This window comes from Trichocoleus sp. FACHB-591, assembly GCF_014695845.1.
GTDB lineage: Bacteria > Cyanobacteriota > Cyanobacteriia > FACHB-46 > FACHB-46 > Trichocoleus.
Window position 1 is genome coordinate 90,250 of sequence record NZ_JACJPA010000099.1, and the last position, 16,215, is coordinate 106,464.

Below are 16,215 nucleotides of genomic sequence, written 5' to 3' on the forward strand. Positions count from 1 at the left end.
CAGCATGTTTCTACTCCAACCCAGTATGGGCGGGCCTAGCTGTGATGTTGTTCTTTGATAGAGCGGTGCAACAAGCGACAGGGCCAGAAAAAGGCTCCACCCACACTGACAGCGGTAATGACTAAAAAAACTTGTAAAACTTCTACAGGTGTTTCAGGACACTCTGCGGGCTTCTCTTGTGTACCTTTTAAGAGTTCTGGAACCAAATGGGAGAGCTGGTTGGCAGTAGTAATTCCTTCGATCGCGGCTCCGATCAAATACGCTACCAAAGCGACGCCGAACCAGGAATGCATAAATATATTTATTTAAATGAAGTCCGCAAAGGAGCTGGATAATCGGTGCTGTTGTCGCAAACGCCAATGAATGACTTTACCGAGCACAGAGGCGGCTTTCAGCGGTATCACGAATTAAAGGCAACTTCGCTTGAATATAAGTATTGAGGCTGCTGGCTGTTTGAGCATCAATGGGCTGCTCTGCGGTGAGCTGCTTGAGGAGTAACTGCGCCAAGGCAGAATCATCAAATTGCAGCAGAGTGCTGACTTGTGTCGTGTCCACTAAGCTCCAGAGCTGACGCATCATTTTAGGAGTCATCATTGCATCCTCCACCCCTTAAGATTTTCTTTATAATTAACATGATTTCCGATGTCGCATCAACTTTCTGTTGCAGATGTCACAAATCAACATAGGCGGCTTACCCTTTCTCATAAATCCTCCGAGCGGCTCATCTTAGTGATCGCGCTTTCAGTCCGATCCAGGGTGCTTTTATGCCACCATGTAAAGTCTGAGAAGGGAACGCTGTATGAACAAATGGATCAACCTACTGCGCTGGGTGCTAATCGGAGTTCTGATTGTTTTAGCGATCGGCCTACTCAACCAAGTGGGAATTGAGCGAATTCGTCAGCAGGTGGATCAATTTGGAGTTTGGGCACCTGCGATCGTATTTGCACTGCGCTTTACTAGCATCATCTTGCCAGTGCTGCCGGGAACGGCCTACGCCATTTTGGCAGGCGGCCTGTTTGGCTTTGCTGAAGGGCTGCTGATTGTAGCCTTAGCAGATTTAGCTTCTTGTACCTTCAATTTCTACATTGCCCGTCGTTATGGACGCAGCTTGGTGGAGCGATTTGTCGGGCAGCAATTTATGGAGAAAGTCGATCGTCTGGCTCAACGCCATTTAGAGCGCAACTTTTTCCTGATGACGGGTTTTCTTATGACTGGCTTATTTGATTTTGCTGCCTACGGCGTTGGCCTGACTCAAGTGCGCTGGCACAGCTATTTGCTGGCTTTAGTCTTCAGCATTCTCGTCGCTAAACCGCTTTGGGTGGCAGCGGGCGCAGGTATCTTCGAGGATAGCCAATTACTTTTAGGTTTTGCTCTCCTCGCAGCGTTCGGGATTGGCATTGTGACTGCGGTGGTGCAACGACAGCCTGATTCATCCAATTCATAGTAGTTCATAGTAGCGTGTTAGTTCAGAGTGCTAGGTCATCGCGATCGCAGTGATAGGATAGAGGCCGTAATGTGCTCCTGTTATGCATCGAACGTTCATTCCTGGTACTGCTGCCCCCGAAGTTCAATCTAGCCCTGCTTGGTGGTTTGCGTTTCTGGGTAACAAATTATTGGTTCAGATCAATGGTACTCACACCATACCCCCCCACCTGATCAACTTGGCGGCAATCGGCTTAGTGCCTGTGCGGACTCAGTTTCTCGGCACCCTAGATGGTGAGCCTTGCTACTCCGCAGAACTTCCCCAAGAAACAGCAATCCCAGAGAATATGGCTGTGCGAGGGCTCCGCGAGCTATATGGTGCTTTAGGCGAAGAGCTATATGGCGTGAGCAGTCGAGCAATCCAGATCATGGAGTGGGATCGGACCCATCAGTATTGTGGTTGCTGTGGCACTCCCACGACTCAACTACCTACCGAGCGAGTAAAGCGTTGCCCTAAATGCAGTTTAACGAATTACCCGCGTCTCTCTCCCGCCGTGATTGTCCTGATCTCGCGTGGCGATGAAGTACTCCTTGCGCGGGCTCCTCGCTTTCCATCCAACATGTACAGTGTGCTAGCTGGATTTGTAGAACCAGGAGAGTCATTGGAAGAGACTGTAGCGCGAGAAGTACGAGAAGAAGTGGGCATTGAGATCAAGGATATCCGTTATTTTGGATCGCAGCCTTGGCCCTTCCCCAACTCCTTGATGATTGGCTTCACGGCTACCTACGTCAGTGGCGAGATCGTCATGCAACCAGAAGAGTTAACTGATGCCGCTTGGTTTCATAAACGCAACTTGCCTCCAGTTCCGTCCAAGCCAAGCATTGCTCGTAAGCTGATTGATTGGTTTGTTACCACACCCTAGACCTAGCAAATTCTCTGGTCAGCTCTGCAACAAATGCTTCTAAGCTCGCGATCGCCTCATCGTAGTCTTGAATGGCATCAATGCGGTCGAGATCAATCGTCATGGCAGCACCGTTCCTGACCGCTACTTAAATTATGCAGCTTAGATCAATACATTGATCAGTACTGATCAGGCTGTAGGTGCACCGAGTTGAAGGGCGTAGAGGTTGGCGTAGATACCTTGTTGAGCGATTAGTTCGGCATGAGTGCCAGATTCTACAATTTGTCCCTGCTGAATCACTAGAACTTGATCGGCTTGGGTGACAGTGCTGAGGCGATGGGCGATCACGAAACTGGTACGACCCTTTAGGAGACGGGCGATCGCATCTTGGACTAAAGCTTCAGTGCGGGTGTCAATGCTGCTAGTGGCTTCATCAAGAATTAGAATTCGGGGGTCGATCAAGACAGCGCGAGCAATACTGACTAGTTGCCGTTGTCCTTGGCTGAGCGGTGCTCCTCGCTCTCCTAATTGAGTCGAGTATCCCTGCGGTAGGGAGATGACAAACTCATGCACATTCGCGAGTTGAGCAGCAGCTTCAATATCTGCTTGAGTCGCATGAGGAGAACCAAAAGCAATGTTCTCTGCTACAGTGCCGCTGAAGAGAATATTGTCTTGCAAAACGATGCCAATCTGACGACGCAGGCTGGCTTGGGTAACACTGCGGATATCTACTCCATCAATTTTGACTGCCCCACCCGTCACATCATAGAAGCGCAGAATCAAGTTAATAATTGTACTCTTCCCGGCTCCCGTTGGCCCCACCAAAGCAATCATTTGGCCTGGTTTTGCACAGAGATTGACTTCCTTCAGCACTAATTGATTGGGGCTATAACCGAAGGCGACATTTTCAAAAGCCACTTCTCCCTGAATCGATGGCATTTCTGTCGCGTCAGGAGCGTCCTGGAGTTGAGAGGGTTCATCGAGTAGCAAAAAGATTCGCTCCAAACCTGCTAGGGCTGATTGCGCTTGTGTGTAGAATTGGCTGAGAATTTGAATAGGGCGAAAGAACTGCTGCACATACAGCAAGAAAGCCGTCACTACTCCCACGGTGGCGGCTCCCGTTACTGCTAAGTAACCGCCATAGGCCAATACCGCAGCCGTCGCCAAGGTATTGAGAAAATCGATGGAGGGGAGAAACGCCGCAGTAATCGCGACCGCTTGGACATTGGCATCCCGGTTAGCCGCATTTACCAAATCAAACTCTGCAATATTCAACTCTACACGGTTAAAGGCTTGGGCTTCTCGGACACTGGTGATGCCTTCTTCTAACTTGGCCGAGAGATCGCCAATGGTCTGACGGGTGACGCGGAACCTAGCTCTGGCCCAGCGCGCAAAAAAGCTAGTGGTAAAGATCATCAGGGGCACTGCCAAATTACTCAATAACCCTAGCTTGAAGTTGATCGAGAACATGGCAATAATGATGCCGAACAAGCTGAATGTGTTACCCAGCATTTGCGCGATCGTCTGGCCAAATGCCTGATTCACGGTGTTCACATCATTTAGCAGACGGCTCATCAAATCACCCGCTTCACTGCGATCGAAAAAGCTGATCGGGAGACTCTGAATCTTGGTGAAAATATCTTGGCGAAGTTGACCCAGCAACCGCTGCATAATCCAGCCCACCCGCAAGATCTGACCTCGGATCGCTGTGATGCCCAGGATATAAATTAACGCTAGCAATGCTAACATCAACAGCAATCCTGATAGATTTCCTTGGATGATGAGGTTGTCAATTGACCAACCAATGAGAAAGGGACCAATAGACTGAGTTGCAGCACCGATCGCTACTAAAAGGAGAGCGATCGGAACCTCTTTTTTATAAGGTCGGAGATATTGCAGAAAGCGCTGCAAGGTTGAGAGCTGACGGCTCGCCTTTTGCTCCGCTGCGACAATTGGCTCTGCACTTTTCATTAATTTCCTCTAACTTCACTCTACATTTTCAGAAAACAGTTTCCAAGGTTTGTGTTTTGAGTTTAATTACAAAGTAGAAGCTGAAGGTTTTTCCAAACTTGCATCTATTGCAATCAGTTTTAAATCAACTGCATATCTTTCTGCTATTACATCAATAGACTCGCGAACCTCCTCAATTTTCTTTAGGTCTTCTTTGTAGTGAAATATGATCAAGTAGTAGCCATACTTAATTTGTTCTGCTCTCAGGTAAGTAGTAAGTTGGCTCTCTAAACCTTTCAATAACTTTGGATTGCTTGCAAGCTTCACTTCTAAAAGAGCACGATCGCTATATCCAGACGAAAATTTAAAGTCTACAGGTCCTCTACCAATATTCGCTTCTCTAGTTAAATCAATATTATTCGCCTGACAGTAGCTTCTGACTACCGAAACAAAGGTGATTTGAGCTGCATTTTCCTTTTTAGGTACGCGCTCTTCTTTTTTCTTGCCATTATTTCTATTATTAGAATCATCCAAATCTTCTTTTTGCTCATCCAGTTCATTTAAAGAATCAGAGAAGCTTACTTGGGAAGCAGTATCGGGCTGAATATCAAGGGCCGCGTTACTATCCTTATTAAGATGCTGATTATCACTACTTTGTATTTTTTTTGATTCCTCGTACTCCTCTTCAGATTTTTTCTTAGTCTGCAAGCTTCGTTTCTCATTCCAAAGCAGTTCCCAACCAGCATTCTCCTCAATGAATACTCGATATTGCTCAATCATCATGTTAATAGAATCAAGAAAGGTTCTAGAATCTATTGCCGTCAGTTGCAGAGGGTTGGAATATATAAAGTTTGTGGTTTTCTCAGCAACTTTTTCTGCTGTAGTCTTATGCGGTTGGTATAATCTACTTTTATCCTGCTCTAAATCATATGGTAGGATTTCAACTTCATTTTCTATGTGATCTATGAACTCATCTATCCATTCAGGATGTTTCTTGGCAATCTGAACAGAAATTGATTTTGTTTTGAGATTTCTCTTTTTAGTTTCCTCTTCTACAAATTCCTCACCTTCTTCTAAATCTTTTTTCTTGATCTTTTCTTTTATTTCTTCATATATCAAATAATTCAAGTCATTCCTTATCTCTTCATCCTTGTATTCCCAGATATAATCCATGAAACCAGTAGAACTAATCGCAGGACTTAGGCGCAAAAAGGAGGATGGCACTAAAATCACTGCTTGCTTAAGACGATAAGGATTTTGAGGAAGGCGATAGTAGGCACTGTTCCAGCGTAGGTTCCTCTCGTCAAAATGAATGTTTTTGATATGAAAATTTCTGGTTGGAATATTTAGTTCATCACATATTTGTTTTGTGTATTGAATAAACTCTTGTTTCAAAATATTTGCAGTAACATCGCTAACCCTGTCTTTTCCGATTCCAGTCGTAAAAATCTCTAATTCCTCAAAGTGATTCAGGCTCATTCTTCCCAGTGAAATGGCATCCAAAATTCCTCCAGCAAGTATCGTCGCAAAACCACCACCTGTTCCTGAGCCTGAGGTACTTCCTTGAGAGTATCCAAGACACAACTCTGGAACCTCAGGGAAAGTCAACATATTTTTAAGTTTTTTGTATGCAGGGTGTAATTCAGAGCCTTTCGTCTTAATGGCAAGGTCAAAAGCTACCTTAAAGAAGTCAACAAACTTATTACGCGTATTTCTAAAGTGTGGAACATCTGTTTCAAATATTAGAAACGGATCTATAAAAAGTTTTGTATCATCATCAAGTCTTGCGTCAAACCAATCATGTTCTACAATCTTACTGATTCTGTATTCTTGAGAAAAGAACATATACGGCTATCCCTTTATTTTTTAGTTCTCCACAAGAAATTACTTAACAAAAAACGATGACTATTAGTTTAAATGCTTTACTTGGGATTCTAAAATCGCTCCATACAGTGGACTGTTACACATCAATTCCTCATGGGTTCCCTGCGCCATTAGTCTTCCTTTATCCATGAGTAAAATGCGATCGGCATTCTGAACGGTACTAATGCGTTGGGCGATCACAAAAGTTGTGCAAGCTTTTTGCCGCATCAGGTTGTCGAGTTCCGTTTGGATCTGGGCGGCAGTTTTGGCATCGACGGCAGAGGTGCTGTCATCTAGGATGAGGATTTTGTAGTCAGTCAGGAGAGTTCGGGCGATCGCAATCCGTTGTTTTTGGCCTCCCGACAAGCCCACGCCACGTTCTCCCACAATGGTTTCGTAGCCATCCGGTAAGCTGGTGATAAAGTCGTGCATTTGGGCGGTTTTTGCCACCTCAATCACTTCTTCTAGAGTTGCATCTGGTTTGGCATAGGCAATGTTTTTGTAGAGAGTGCCAGAGAATAGGGTGGTTTCTTGGAAAACAATGCCAATGTGCGATCGCAAACTCTCCAGGGTGAAGTCTCGCACATCTCGACCATCAATCCGGATTGAGCCAGAGGTGACATCATAGAAGCGCGGTAACAGGTTCATGATGGTGCTTTTACCAGAACCCGTCATGCCCAAAATTGCAATCAGTTCTTTGGGTTTGGTTTCAAAAGAAACGCCTTTTAGAGCCTCGGTTGTAGCTCCGGGATAACGGAAGAAAACATGCTCAAACGTGATTCTGCCCACGCAACTGTCAAACAAGCTGGCATGGGGGCGATCGCGGATCTCAATTTTGGCATCTACTACCTCATATACTCGTTCTGCCGAAGCAGCAGCCTGAGCGATCGCAGGAGCGGCAAAACCAATCAACAGAATCGGTTGCAGAATTAGGAGCAAGTAGGAGTTGAACGCGACTAGTTCTCCAATCGAGAAGCGCCCACCAATCACCGCTGCACCGCCGTAGCCCACGACAACTACGGTGACTAAATTACTCAGCAAAAAGATAAAAGGAAACGTGTCGTGAATGGCGCGAATGGTCTTCATATTGGTCTTGACCAAAGCGTCATTCAGCGTTGTGTAGCGTGCCGTTTCGGTAGACTCACGCACAAACGCTTTCACCACTCGCACGCCAAACAAGTTCTCCTGCAATACTGCGTTCAAATCACCGAGTTGCTGTTGCACTTGCCCAAATAAGCTACTCGTTTTGCTGAGGAATTGGGCCATCAGCCATCCCGCCATCGGCACCACAGTCAGCGTAATCAGTGCTAGTCGCCAATTCATCAGCAGCAAAATTACAGCGACGCTCACCAATGTCACGATCGCACTAATGACCTGCATCAAGCTGGTGCTTAAAAACGTGCGGATTTGCTCAATATCACTGGTAACGCGAGTCAGTAGTTGTGAAGTTTGCGATTGGTCGTGATAGCTGAAGCTGAGGTTTTGAATCTTACTAAAAATTTTATTCCGCAGATCGTAGGCCACACCTTGAGACGCTGCCTCTGCCCAAAAGCTTTGACCAAAGTTAAATAAACCTCTGGCGATCGCGGCCCCCACCATCCAGCCCGCACTATAGAGAACTACCCGCAAATTTCTCTGAGCAATCCCTGCATCAATGCCCCAACGAAATAGTTGAGGCGTCACCGCATAGGCAGCGGTCAGGAGTAGGGTGCTGAACAAAGCACCGATCGCAGTCCAGCGGTAAGCACTTAAACTGCCCAAGACTCGCTGGAGCGGGTGCGGCAATGAGGGTTCTCGAAAGTCTGGTGAGAGCGCCAATAGAACTCCTTGACTGTTGCTTCAGGCAGTTTTTGTTGAATGATGCCTTTGAAAATTTTCTGCTGATTTAGATTAATCCTGAATCACCATTCGACGGATTTTCTACTAGTTCTCTCCTAAATTTGAGCTCAGGCGATCGCCCCTCTAGGCCAGAAAATCTATGAGCGAAGCTAGCGTATCGACGGGAGGAGGGCAAACCTTGGTCTCAAAGCTAGCCTAGAAGTAAATCGCTAGAGAAGTGAGCCAAAAAACATAGGAGCAGAGTATGCAGGATATTCCATTCACCTTCTTTATTGTGTTTGGTTTTGTCTGGGTAATTATGGGCATTGTGGCTGTTGTGGCTGTGCTCAAAGCCGATGGCCAAGAAATCCGCTTTGGCAAACAAGGGTTGCTGGTCGCCATCCCCATCCTTATTCCCATTGTTCTCACCCTGCTTTATCAAGTGTTCAGGTCGCTAAGTTTAGGGCATCACGCCTAAGTGTAACGACCCCTACACACTCGTCAATCTGCTCCGAACTGGGATGTCTATACTGGAAGCACCCCTGAGAACACCGAGCGGGTGGGAAGCAATTGCCCACTTTCTCCAGCCACTTTCCAGCCAGCCCCCGCCCGCGATGCGGACAAAAATTTATGGATGACCTACTCAAAGAATTTGAAGACCTCTTAGATCAAGGATTTGAGGGTCTGTTAGAGATTGTCAGAACGCTGGAAGGCAGAGCTGAGCCGGAAGAGTTCCAGGCAGAGGTGCGGCGTAGCTCTACCAAAAGCTCCACCTCCGAAAGTAGCAGAGAAGCCCCGGCTGAGCGTCAAAACTCTACTTCTGCGAGTCGAGTCCAGTCCAGACCTACTTCACCTCCGCCATCCTCGACGACGGACGAAGTCATTATTACACCTCCCCCAGCTGGTAGCGTTGCCCCTGTCTCTTTGGCAGGTGTGGGCGGTTTGTCTGAGGTGATTAGAGAACTGCGAGAGTTAGTTGAGCTACCGCTGAAACGTCCAGATTTGCTGACTTCGTTGGGATTGGAGCCACCTAAGGGAGTGCTGCTAGCTGGACCTCCCGGTACAGGCAAAACGCTGACAGCCCGTGCCCTGGCCCAAGAGCTAGAGGTGAACTACATTGCGATCGTCGGCCCGGAAGTGATGGGCAAGTACTACGGGGAAGCCGAGGCGCGCCTGCGAAGCATTTTCTTGAAAGCCGCTCGATCGGCTCCCTGCATTGTCTTCATTGACGAGATTGACACCCTCGCTCCCGATCGCGCCAAGGTAGAAGGAGAGGTGGAAAAGCGGGTAGTTGCCCAACTGCTGAGCTTGATGGATGGTTTTGCCAAGAGTAAGGGCGTGATTGTTCTCGCTGCTACCAATCGCCCCGATCATCTTGATCCTGCCCTACGCCGTCCGGGACGCTTTGACCGAGAAGTGCAATTCCGTGTGCCCAACCGAGTGGGACGGTTAGAGATTCTCAGGATCTTAAGTCAGACCATGCCGCTAGAGCGATCAGTAGATCTGGTGGTGATCGCGGATCTCTCTGTAGGCATGGTGGGCGCCGACCTGAAAGCGTTATGCCAAAAGGCTGCTTATACTGCCCTGCGGCGACATGCACCTGCTTTAGATGGTCCTATTTCTGCAAACTTGACGGTATCCCAAGCAGATTTTCTCCAGGCGATTAAGGAGATCAAGCCAGCGGTCTTGCGATCGGTGGAGGTAGAAGCACCCAATGTCTCCTGGGATGCGATCGGTGGGCTGGAGAGCCTGAAGCAAACCCTACAAGAATCGGTTGAGGGAGCACTGCTCTATCCCGAACTCTACCAACGCACCAAAGCCAAAGCGCCACGCGGTATCCTGCTCTGGGGGCCTCCAGGCACAGGTAAGACCATGCTGGCTAAAGCAGTGGCCTCTCAAGCCCGTGCTAACTTTATTGCAGTTAACGGCCCGGAACTGCTGAGCAAGTGGGTCGGTGCTTCCGAACAAGCAGTGCGGGAACTGTTCACCAAAGCCCGACAAGCCGCTCCCTGTGTGGTCTTTATTGATGAGATTGACACACTAGCCCCAGCCAGAGGCAGTTTTGGAGATTCAGGCGTCAGCGATCGCGTCGTTGGTCAACTCCTCACGGAACTAGACGGTCTGCACGAATGCCCCAATGTTCTGCTGATAGGAGCCACGAATCGTCCAGAAGCTCTAGACCCTGCCTTATTGCGATCGGGCCGCCTAGACTTACAACTGAAGGTTGATTTACCCGATCAAGCCAGTCGTCTCGCCATCTTGCAAGTTCACAACAGCGATCGCCCCTTAGCTGAAGTAAATCTAGCTCACTGGGCTACCCAAACCGAGGGTTGGAATGGCGCTGACCTCACTTTGTTAAGCAACCAAGCCGCTCTAGAAGCCATCCGTCGCTATCGCAAGCAAGGTCTTACTGACCCCACTCGTATTCAAATCACAACCGACGATTTCACTGCGGCTCATCAGCGACTTTGCGAACAACGACAAACCCTCTAAAAAGGAGTTTCAGATTTTAGATGTAGCGTTTTGCCAGATTGGGGATGCTGGAGGCGGAGCTTTCTGGCATGGAGATGTAATCGCTTAGAATCTGCGTTGCATCCATATAGGCGATCGCCCAATATTGGTATCCCCAATCCTTGTAGATCAGCCGCATGCACCCTGAGCTGATGGGTCCGTCCTGTCACTGGAAAAAACTCTAGACGAGTATGATCTCCTTCTCTCGCTATAACGCGAAAGCGGGTGATGCTCAGTTTACCCTGCTGCCAATCTACTTTTTGATAAGGGCGATCGCTAGGATCTCCCCACAACGGCAGCTCAATCACACCCTGCCCCCTGGCAACGAGACCCGCTAAGACTGCCTCATAAACCTTCTGCACTTGCTGCGCTTGAAACTGCTGGCTTAATTGTCGATGTGTTTTTGGATCACGAGCCAGCACCAAAATCCCTGAAGTGTCCTGATCCAACCGATGCACAGGCAAAAGTGCTGCACCATCTGGCAGGAGATACCGTAAGCGACTGAGCACACTATCCTGGCGATCGCGATAGCGTCCGGGTACAGAGAGCAGTCCCGCAGGTTTATCAACAATAATTAGCCACTGATCTTCGTAGAGAATAGTTAAACTCTCTGCATTCGGTTCCCCTACCCCTTTCACACTGGGGAAAATTAGCTGTTTTGTTCCCTCCACTATTGGGGGGTTGGGGGGGCTTATAGTAGATCCTGCGAGGAGAAATCCCATTAATAACTGACATCGCTCTGCACAAGCACCATAGAACTCTCCCTGAACTTTATCTCCGCTAACCGACGCTGGCCCCCACCAAAACTCCGCCATTGCTAAGGGCTTGAGATTGTGAGTGGCTGCATAATGCAGTAACTTAGGCGCACAGCAGTCTCCGGTTCCCATCGGAGCAGACCCCAACACCAATTGTTCTAAGGAGAGAGATTGCCCAGCAAAATTGGTCAAATAATAAGCCTGCTGCATTTGGGTTTGCAGTTGATGAGATAGAGCTTTACGCTGTTGTTTCAGTTCTCCTATTTTACTGTCTGCTGTTGACACTACCTGTTGCAGCGATCGCAACGCCACATCTCTTTCCCGTTTAAGCTGTCGTCGTTCTATCCCATCTTGGCGGCTGGCTTCATCGAGTTGTTGCAGCGCGATCGCGAGATCTTTGCCAATCAGTGTCTCCGAGAAAATTTGGCGTTTCTCTTTCCGTTGTTGTTTGTGTTTTTGATGGCGATCGCTCATCCTCTCGAAGCGTCGTTCCCAGTCCTGACATAACTGTTGGTACTGTCTCCGTTCTGGCAATTCTTGCAGAGTGATGATCTCCTGTTTCAGGGTATCTAGCTCCCTCACTGTCTGAACTTCTACCATTGCTACTTGATCACGCCCAGAAATTGGAGGCACCCATCCTTCAACTTGACCTTGACCGTTCAGCAACCCAGAAAAAGCTTTCAGAACTCGCTGTTCTCTGGATGGCAGTTCTACCAATAGCACCCCATACATTTTGCCCTCATGCGAGTAAACCGTATCCTTGGCTAGCTGTTGCATCAGACCAAAAGCGATCGCTTCTGCTGAGGAGGTACGAGGTAATCTCAACCAAGTAGCACTTTGAGGACAACGCCCCTCATACCAATAGCTGGGAATGACATTACCGATCACAACATTGTTGTCAATAAAATTCGAGAGTCTATGCAAAACCGCCATATCTGGTGCTAAAGCTACTGCCTCCTGAGGAAAGAGAAATTAGCCTGTTTCCCTCTATTACTCTAAAGCGTCATGTAACCCAGAAGTATTTAACCTTACAGGATGAAAAATCTCTCATGCAGTTGGAGGAGGCAATCGCTCAACTAGCATCGTGATAATAAACCCAACGAGATAGATGCAATCTACAAGCCCAGCTCCCCGGCTGAAAAGCTAAAGAGCATTGAATCACTTCATCAATTTTGAGGAAATCCTGTGCCAAGAAACATCCTTACCTGTGCCCAGACTTTAGGAATTTTATTGCTTGCGATCGCCCCTGCCCAAGCCATTACCTACGGTGAACCAGATGGCAATGGACATCCGAATGTAGGTGCCATGATGGTAGACGCGGGAAGAGGACTCCGTGCAATTTGCTCAGGAACGCTCATTTCTCCCAAGATTTTTTTAACCGCATCCCACTGTATTGAAGCAGCTGAGTCCCGTGGCATCACTCAAGCATTTGTCTCCTTTGACTCCGATCTGACGGAGGGTGCCACTCGCTTTCCAGGGAAAATGCATATCAATCCGGGCTACAACAAGAGCCAATCGGATACGGGGGATATTGGAGTTATTGAGCTAGATCAACCAGTTACTGGAATCACCCCTGCTCAATTACCGACAGCAGGTTTCTTTGACCAAGAAGCTGCTAAAAATGGTTTAAAGGACAAAAAATTTACGGCAGTAGGCTATGGATCTTTAGAACGGCAAGTAGGTGGTGGGCAACCAAGCTTTGGTGGCAGCAATTTGCGCATGGTTTCTACTTCCAGCTTTAGTGCCATTAACCCTACGGTACTCCGCATGTCACAAAATCCCGCTACAGGGGATGGTGGTGCTTGTTTTGGCGACTCCGGTGGACCTAATTTCCTGGGTGCTACAAATGTTGTCGCTGCGATAACCGTCTCTGGAGACTCCGTCTGCCGAGCCACGAATGTCACCTACCGACTCGATACAGAATCAGCTCGTAACTTCTTGAAAAACTATGTAACGCTGCCTTAAAACTAGGTAGATGCAATGCTGAAATGTTTAAACTTAGCTACTAGCTTATCTGCGATCGCGCTCCTAGCCTGCCCTGAAGCTGCTTCTGGTCGCTCTCTCTTTGAGAATACCGAATATCCTCTAGAACCCGCAAACTTGGCTTCTTTAACTTGCTACGCCCAGACAGAAGCGGGGCAGATTGTTAATCTGACTCAGTTGTGTGCTCAGAGCCAATCACAAGCTGATTGCAGTCCTGCATATCCTGATATCTGTCTTTCACCAAAATTATCAAGCTTGACTTGTAATGACATACCGCATCGCAATTTCCGGGTACTGTCGCCTGATCCCTATGGACTTGATCCAAACAATAATCGGATTGGCTGCGAACCTTTAATCGGGCAATCACCTGTGCGATATCACTGGTGGCCCGGAAAGTAGCATACCTTCTGTTCCTGCCAGTCCTCCCAGCCATTGCACATCAAACCCTGAGTTTAGCAATCAGGGGACGATGATCCGAAACGCCGGGAGGTGCTGTCATCACCTGATCAACTCGTATGCTAGGACTGACAAAGATATGATCGAGAGGAACCTTGATGAATTGGAAAAACTTGTGGGTTGAGGGAGTCGCCTTTGCAGAAGTGGCATAATACCAGGTGGGATGCAGACCATGGCCCACAGAAGCATTACGCAGTCCCGATCGCTGGCTAAACTCATGCAAATAAAATGACCACGCTGTTGTATTGAAATCACCCATCACAATCAATGGTGTTTTCTGTTGTTTCGTATAAGCTGCCAAGGTCCGTAGAACTTGGTTACGACGATTAAAATAGTTTTTATTTTGAGGCGCAGGTGGTCGAACTGCAACGACTTGAATGGTTTTACCCGAAATTTCTAGAGTAGCAAAGAGACTTTGATGGGCTGATTGGAGGTTGTCTGTCTTTGCAGCCTGAATGGGATAGCGGCTAAACAAGCTGAGGTTGCCACCTGTGGCTCGGTAGTAGTGAGGATATAGATCTTTAACTTCATTCCATAGCTCGGTCGCTTGCTCTTTAGTCGGTTCAACTAAGGTAAAAATATCCGCAGGATAAGCTCTGATCAATTTTTCGGTAGTTGTGGTATCCCATAACTGGTAGTTAACGTTATAAGTCATGACAGTTACAGGTGCCCCGCCTGGCTTCATGTCCCGGAGTCTAGGGATATACCAGCTTAGTGTAAATTGAGCATAGAAAATCAACGCGATCGCTAGCACAATTTGTAGCCCCCGCTTGGGTCGTAAGGGTTTGATCAGCAGCACACTGATCCATAGCAACAGAGTGGCTCCAGCAAACCACAAGTACCCCGTCCCTAAAATCTCAAGTAGCCAAAATTTGTACCACCAAGCAGTTACTAAACTCAGCCCTAACAGTGCGATCGCCGATATCCAAAGAACTAAGTTGAAAAAGATCATGAGTTAAGCACACGGATTTAGTTAAGGGGAAGGCAAACTACTGCAAGCTCTATCTAGCCAACCTTACCCTCTACTAAAACAAGCCAGAATCAAGAGATTTCGTATTCTATCGCTTTCATTCCCTAGGGTGCGATCGCCGCTAAGGTAGTACCGAGTATTCCTTGTGGCTAGTGCTATTTTAGACAAGAGCATACGAGGGCTTCTCAGTAACTCCCTCTTTGTATAGATGTATACTTCCCATTCTTGATCTATCAAAGAAGAGAATCGTTTGAAGCTTGGTTAGGGTTTCATGTTGCCTTTAGTCTTGTCCCATGAGCTAGTACATCCCTTTAAGTTTTGGCATCACAACGAGATCCGTGAGGGAATGTTCTCTGGCAACGAGCTGTACCGTCTCTGCACGACCTATAAGGCTGAAGATAGGCAAAAAGCTTTTGGCTTAGCAATAGGTTTGTCGGAACACGGTGCTCAAGTTTGTATTACCTGCATGAGAAATGAATACAAGGTTTGGGTTGGCTTAAGAAATCTGCCTACGGCAGCTTCTGCTTCTTTGGAAGAAGCGGTCATAGTTTAAACTCGTGCTGCGAAATTGCAACGGGCAAGTAGCTCACTTACCTATAACATTTAACCTCCGTTCAAATAAAACGATCCAAATAAAAACGATCGCTCCTCCGCTAATTCAGAAGAGCGATCGTTTCTCAAACTTTACGTCACGATTCGTTCGGATTAAATGATGCTCAGCTACTGAAGGTCTCAATTGGCACTTTCACGCAGGTATTCTAAAAGTGCAGACTCTTCGAAAATTTGTCCTTTTTCTTCGTTTTTAGTCGGGAGTTTCATAAATTGAGTTAGTGAGAGTTAGGTAGATCTCCGCATGATCGCCACCCCCAATCCCACTACTCCTCAAGTTAATCTGACGACGTGTGGGAGTGCCACCTTTGGGAACGGTGAAATTCACTTGCTGCTGGTCTTCCAAGTCATCTGTATTCTCGGAAGTTCCTTCAAATAATTTGGCGGTTCCCGTGACTTGAACCGCATTTTTTTGAACTACCTGAGCCCGTAGCTCGACTTCCACTCGGCACTCACCGCCCCAGCGTAAGTGAGGCACCTGAACGATTCCTGCTGGCTGACCCTCATCCAAAATGACATCAACCCCCTGCTCTAGATGTCCACGTTCATCACTGAATGGCCAGCTCTCATCATCAGTGCCGTCAATCACAACAACGCCTGCAACTCTTCTAGTCATAGTAAATTCCTGCTTCACGTAAGAGAATATTGACTGAACTACCTCCTATTCTGGAAAAGTTAGTTAAGGCACCGCAGTACCCTTCAGGGTACTCTTGCATCTTGATAACAATTGCACTATCTAATATGCAATTGCACGACATTAATTTCGCTGGTGAGGTACCTTCTTAAAGACTCAATAAGGTACTGCTAGGCTAAGAAAGTAGCAAACCTTATCGGAAATTAGGACTTAGAATTATACCGTGCACCTGGAATGAGGTCGGTAGATGAAAATGACATATGCGGAACTACGAACCAAACCGCAGACCTTGTGTAGTTTAACCGGGCTCACCCCCAAAGAGTTTGAGGCTTTGTTAGAGAG

Annotated in this window: 15 protein-coding genes; 7 read left to right on the forward strand and 8 right to left on the reverse strand. The window is 47.5% G+C overall.

Annotated features, from left to right (window positions below):
* Nucleotides 1-35 precede the first annotated feature (35 nt).
* Nucleotides 36-293 carry a hypothetical protein gene (locus tag H6F90_RS19740; protein ID WP_190441761.1) on the reverse strand — a complete coding sequence of 86 codons (258 nt, stop codon included), beginning with the start codon at nt 291-293 and terminating at the stop codon, nt 36-38.
* Between the two features lie 76 nt (nt 294-369).
* Nucleotides 370-594: a hypothetical protein gene (locus H6F90_RS19745; protein WP_190553973.1), complete on the reverse strand. Its 225-nt coding sequence runs from the start codon at nt 592-594 to the stop codon at nt 370-372.
* Nucleotides 595-799: 205 nt separating this feature from the next.
* Here H6F90_RS19745 and H6F90_RS19750 point away from each other — a divergent pair, with 205 nt between their 5' ends.
* On the forward strand, nt 800-1,444 hold the full coding sequence (locus H6F90_RS19750) for a TVP38/TMEM64 family protein (RefSeq protein ID WP_190553974.1): 645 nt from the start codon (nt 800-802) through the stop codon (nt 1,442-1,444).
* Between the two features lie 82 nt (nt 1,445-1,526).
* Nucleotides 1,527-2,345, forward strand: coding sequence for an NAD(+) diphosphatase (gene nudC / locus H6F90_RS19755; RefSeq protein WP_190553975.1), 819 nt, complete (start codon nt 1,527-1,529; stop codon nt 2,343-2,345).
* A 168-nt stretch (nt 2,346-2,513) separates the two neighbouring features.
* On the opposite strand, the gene H6F90_RS19760 is transcribed toward nudC, so the two are convergent.
* From H6F90_RS19760 to H6F90_RS19770, 3 genes are all read right to left on the reverse strand, one after another.
* Nucleotides 2,514-4,295 (reverse strand): ABC transporter ATP-binding protein, encoded by a 1,782-nt coding sequence (locus H6F90_RS19760; RefSeq protein ID WP_190553976.1) that lies wholly within the window; start codon nt 4,293-4,295, stop codon nt 2,514-2,516.
* 66 nt (nt 4,296-4,361) lie between these two features.
* The gene (locus H6F90_RS19765; protein WP_190553977.1) at nt 4,362-6,119 is read right to left on the reverse strand and encodes a hypothetical protein; all 1,758 of its coding nucleotides are present in this window, start codon (nt 6,117-6,119) and stop codon (nt 4,362-4,364) included.
* A gap of 63 nt (nt 6,120-6,182) precedes the next feature.
* On the reverse strand, nt 6,183-7,955 hold the full coding sequence (locus H6F90_RS19770) for an ABC transporter ATP-binding protein (protein ID WP_190553978.1): 1,773 nt from the start codon (nt 7,953-7,955) through the stop codon (nt 6,183-6,185).
* Between the two features lie 265 nt (nt 7,956-8,220).
* Here H6F90_RS19770 and H6F90_RS19775 point away from each other — a divergent pair, with 265 nt between their 5' ends.
* Complete coding sequence (locus H6F90_RS19775) at nt 8,221-8,433, forward strand: hypothetical protein (RefSeq protein ID WP_190553979.1); 213 nt, start codon at nt 8,221-8,223, stop codon at nt 8,431-8,433.
* Between the two features lie 152 nt (nt 8,434-8,585).
* Complete coding sequence (locus tag H6F90_RS19780; protein WP_190553980.1) at nt 8,586-10,448, forward strand: AAA family ATPase; 1,863 nt, start codon at nt 8,586-8,588, stop codon at nt 10,446-10,448.
* Here the strand turns inward: H6F90_RS19780 and H6F90_RS19785 are convergent.
* A complete protein-coding gene (locus H6F90_RS19785; protein ID WP_190553981.1) occupies nt 10,445-12,154 on the reverse strand; it encodes an RluA family pseudouridine synthase in 1,710 nt (569 codons plus the stop codon). The genes H6F90_RS19780 and H6F90_RS19785 overlap by 4 nt on opposite strands.
* Nucleotides 12,155-12,406: 252 nt before the next feature.
* Between H6F90_RS19785 and H6F90_RS19790 the strand changes: the two genes are divergently transcribed.
* Both H6F90_RS19790 and H6F90_RS19795 read left to right on the forward strand, forming a co-directional pair.
* Nucleotides 12,407-13,186 carry a trypsin-like serine protease gene (locus tag H6F90_RS19790; RefSeq protein ID WP_199296048.1) on the forward strand — a complete coding sequence of 260 codons (780 nt, stop codon included), beginning with the start codon at nt 12,407-12,409 and terminating at the stop codon, nt 13,184-13,186.
* Between the two features lie 15 nt (nt 13,187-13,201).
* Entirely contained in the window at nt 13,202-13,603 is a 402-nt protein-coding gene (locus tag H6F90_RS19795; protein ID WP_190553982.1) for a hypothetical protein, read from the forward strand.
* 40 nt (nt 13,604-13,643) lie between these two features.
* Here H6F90_RS19795 and H6F90_RS19800 read toward each other — a convergent pair whose 3' ends face one another.
* On the reverse strand, nt 13,644-14,612 hold the full coding sequence (locus H6F90_RS19800) for an endonuclease/exonuclease/phosphatase family protein (protein ID WP_190553983.1): 969 nt from the start codon (nt 14,610-14,612) through the stop codon (nt 13,644-13,646).
* A 289-nt stretch (nt 14,613-14,901) separates the two neighbouring features.
* Here H6F90_RS19800 and H6F90_RS19805 point away from each other — a divergent pair, with 289 nt between their 5' ends.
* A complete protein-coding gene (locus H6F90_RS19805; RefSeq protein ID WP_190553984.1) occupies nt 14,902-15,183 on the forward strand; it encodes a hypothetical protein in 282 nt (93 codons plus the stop codon).
* Between the two features lie 249 nt (nt 15,184-15,432).
* Here H6F90_RS19805 and H6F90_RS19810 read toward each other — a convergent pair whose 3' ends face one another.
* Nucleotides 15,433-15,855 (reverse strand): hypothetical protein, encoded by a 423-nt coding sequence (locus tag H6F90_RS19810; RefSeq protein WP_190441734.1) that lies wholly within the window; start codon nt 15,853-15,855, stop codon nt 15,433-15,435.
* Between the last annotated feature and the right edge of the window lie 360 nt (nt 15,856-16,215).

Excerpts from the sequence above, each read along its gene's own strand:
- H6F90_RS19740 (WP_190441761.1), bottom strand. The coding sequence starts at position 293 with ATGCATTCCTGGTTCGGCGTCGCTTTGGTAGCGTATTTGATCGGAGCC.
- H6F90_RS19745 (WP_190553973.1), bottom strand. The coding sequence starts at position 594 with ATGATGACTCCTAAAATGATGCGTCAGCTCTGGAGCTTAGTGGACACG.
- H6F90_RS19750 (WP_190553974.1), top strand. The coding sequence starts at position 800 with ATGAACAAATGGATCAACCTACTGCGCTGGGTGCTAATCGGAGTTCTG.
- nudC (WP_190553975.1), top strand. The coding sequence starts at position 1,527 with ATGCATCGAACGTTCATTCCTGGTACTGCTGCCCCCGAAGTTCAATCT.
- H6F90_RS19760 (WP_190553976.1), bottom strand. The coding sequence starts at position 4,295 with ATGAAAAGTGCAGAGCCAATTGTCGCAGCGGAGCAAAAGGCGAGCCGT.
- H6F90_RS19765 (WP_190553977.1), bottom strand. The coding sequence starts at position 6,119 with ATGTTCTTTTCTCAAGAATACAGAATCAGTAAGATTGTAGAACATGAT.
- H6F90_RS19775 (WP_190553979.1), top strand. The coding sequence starts at position 8,221 with ATGCAGGATATTCCATTCACCTTCTTTATTGTGTTTGGTTTTGTCTGG.
- H6F90_RS19780 (WP_190553980.1), top strand. The coding sequence starts at position 8,586 with ATGGATGACCTACTCAAAGAATTTGAAGACCTCTTAGATCAAGGATTT.
- H6F90_RS19785 (WP_190553981.1), bottom strand. The coding sequence starts at position 12,154 with ATGGCGGTTTTGCATAGACTCTCGAATTTTATTGACAACAATGTTGTG.
- H6F90_RS19795 (WP_190553982.1), top strand. The coding sequence starts at position 13,202 with ATGCTGAAATGTTTAAACTTAGCTACTAGCTTATCTGCGATCGCGCTC.
- H6F90_RS19800 (WP_190553983.1), bottom strand. The coding sequence starts at position 14,612 with ATGATCTTTTTCAACTTAGTTCTTTGGATATCGGCGATCGCACTGTTA.
- H6F90_RS19805 (WP_190553984.1), top strand. The coding sequence starts at position 14,902 with ATGTTGCCTTTAGTCTTGTCCCATGAGCTAGTACATCCCTTTAAGTTT.
- H6F90_RS19810 (WP_190441734.1), bottom strand. The coding sequence starts at position 15,855 with ATGACTAGAAGAGTTGCAGGCGTTGTTGTGATTGACGGCACTGATGAT.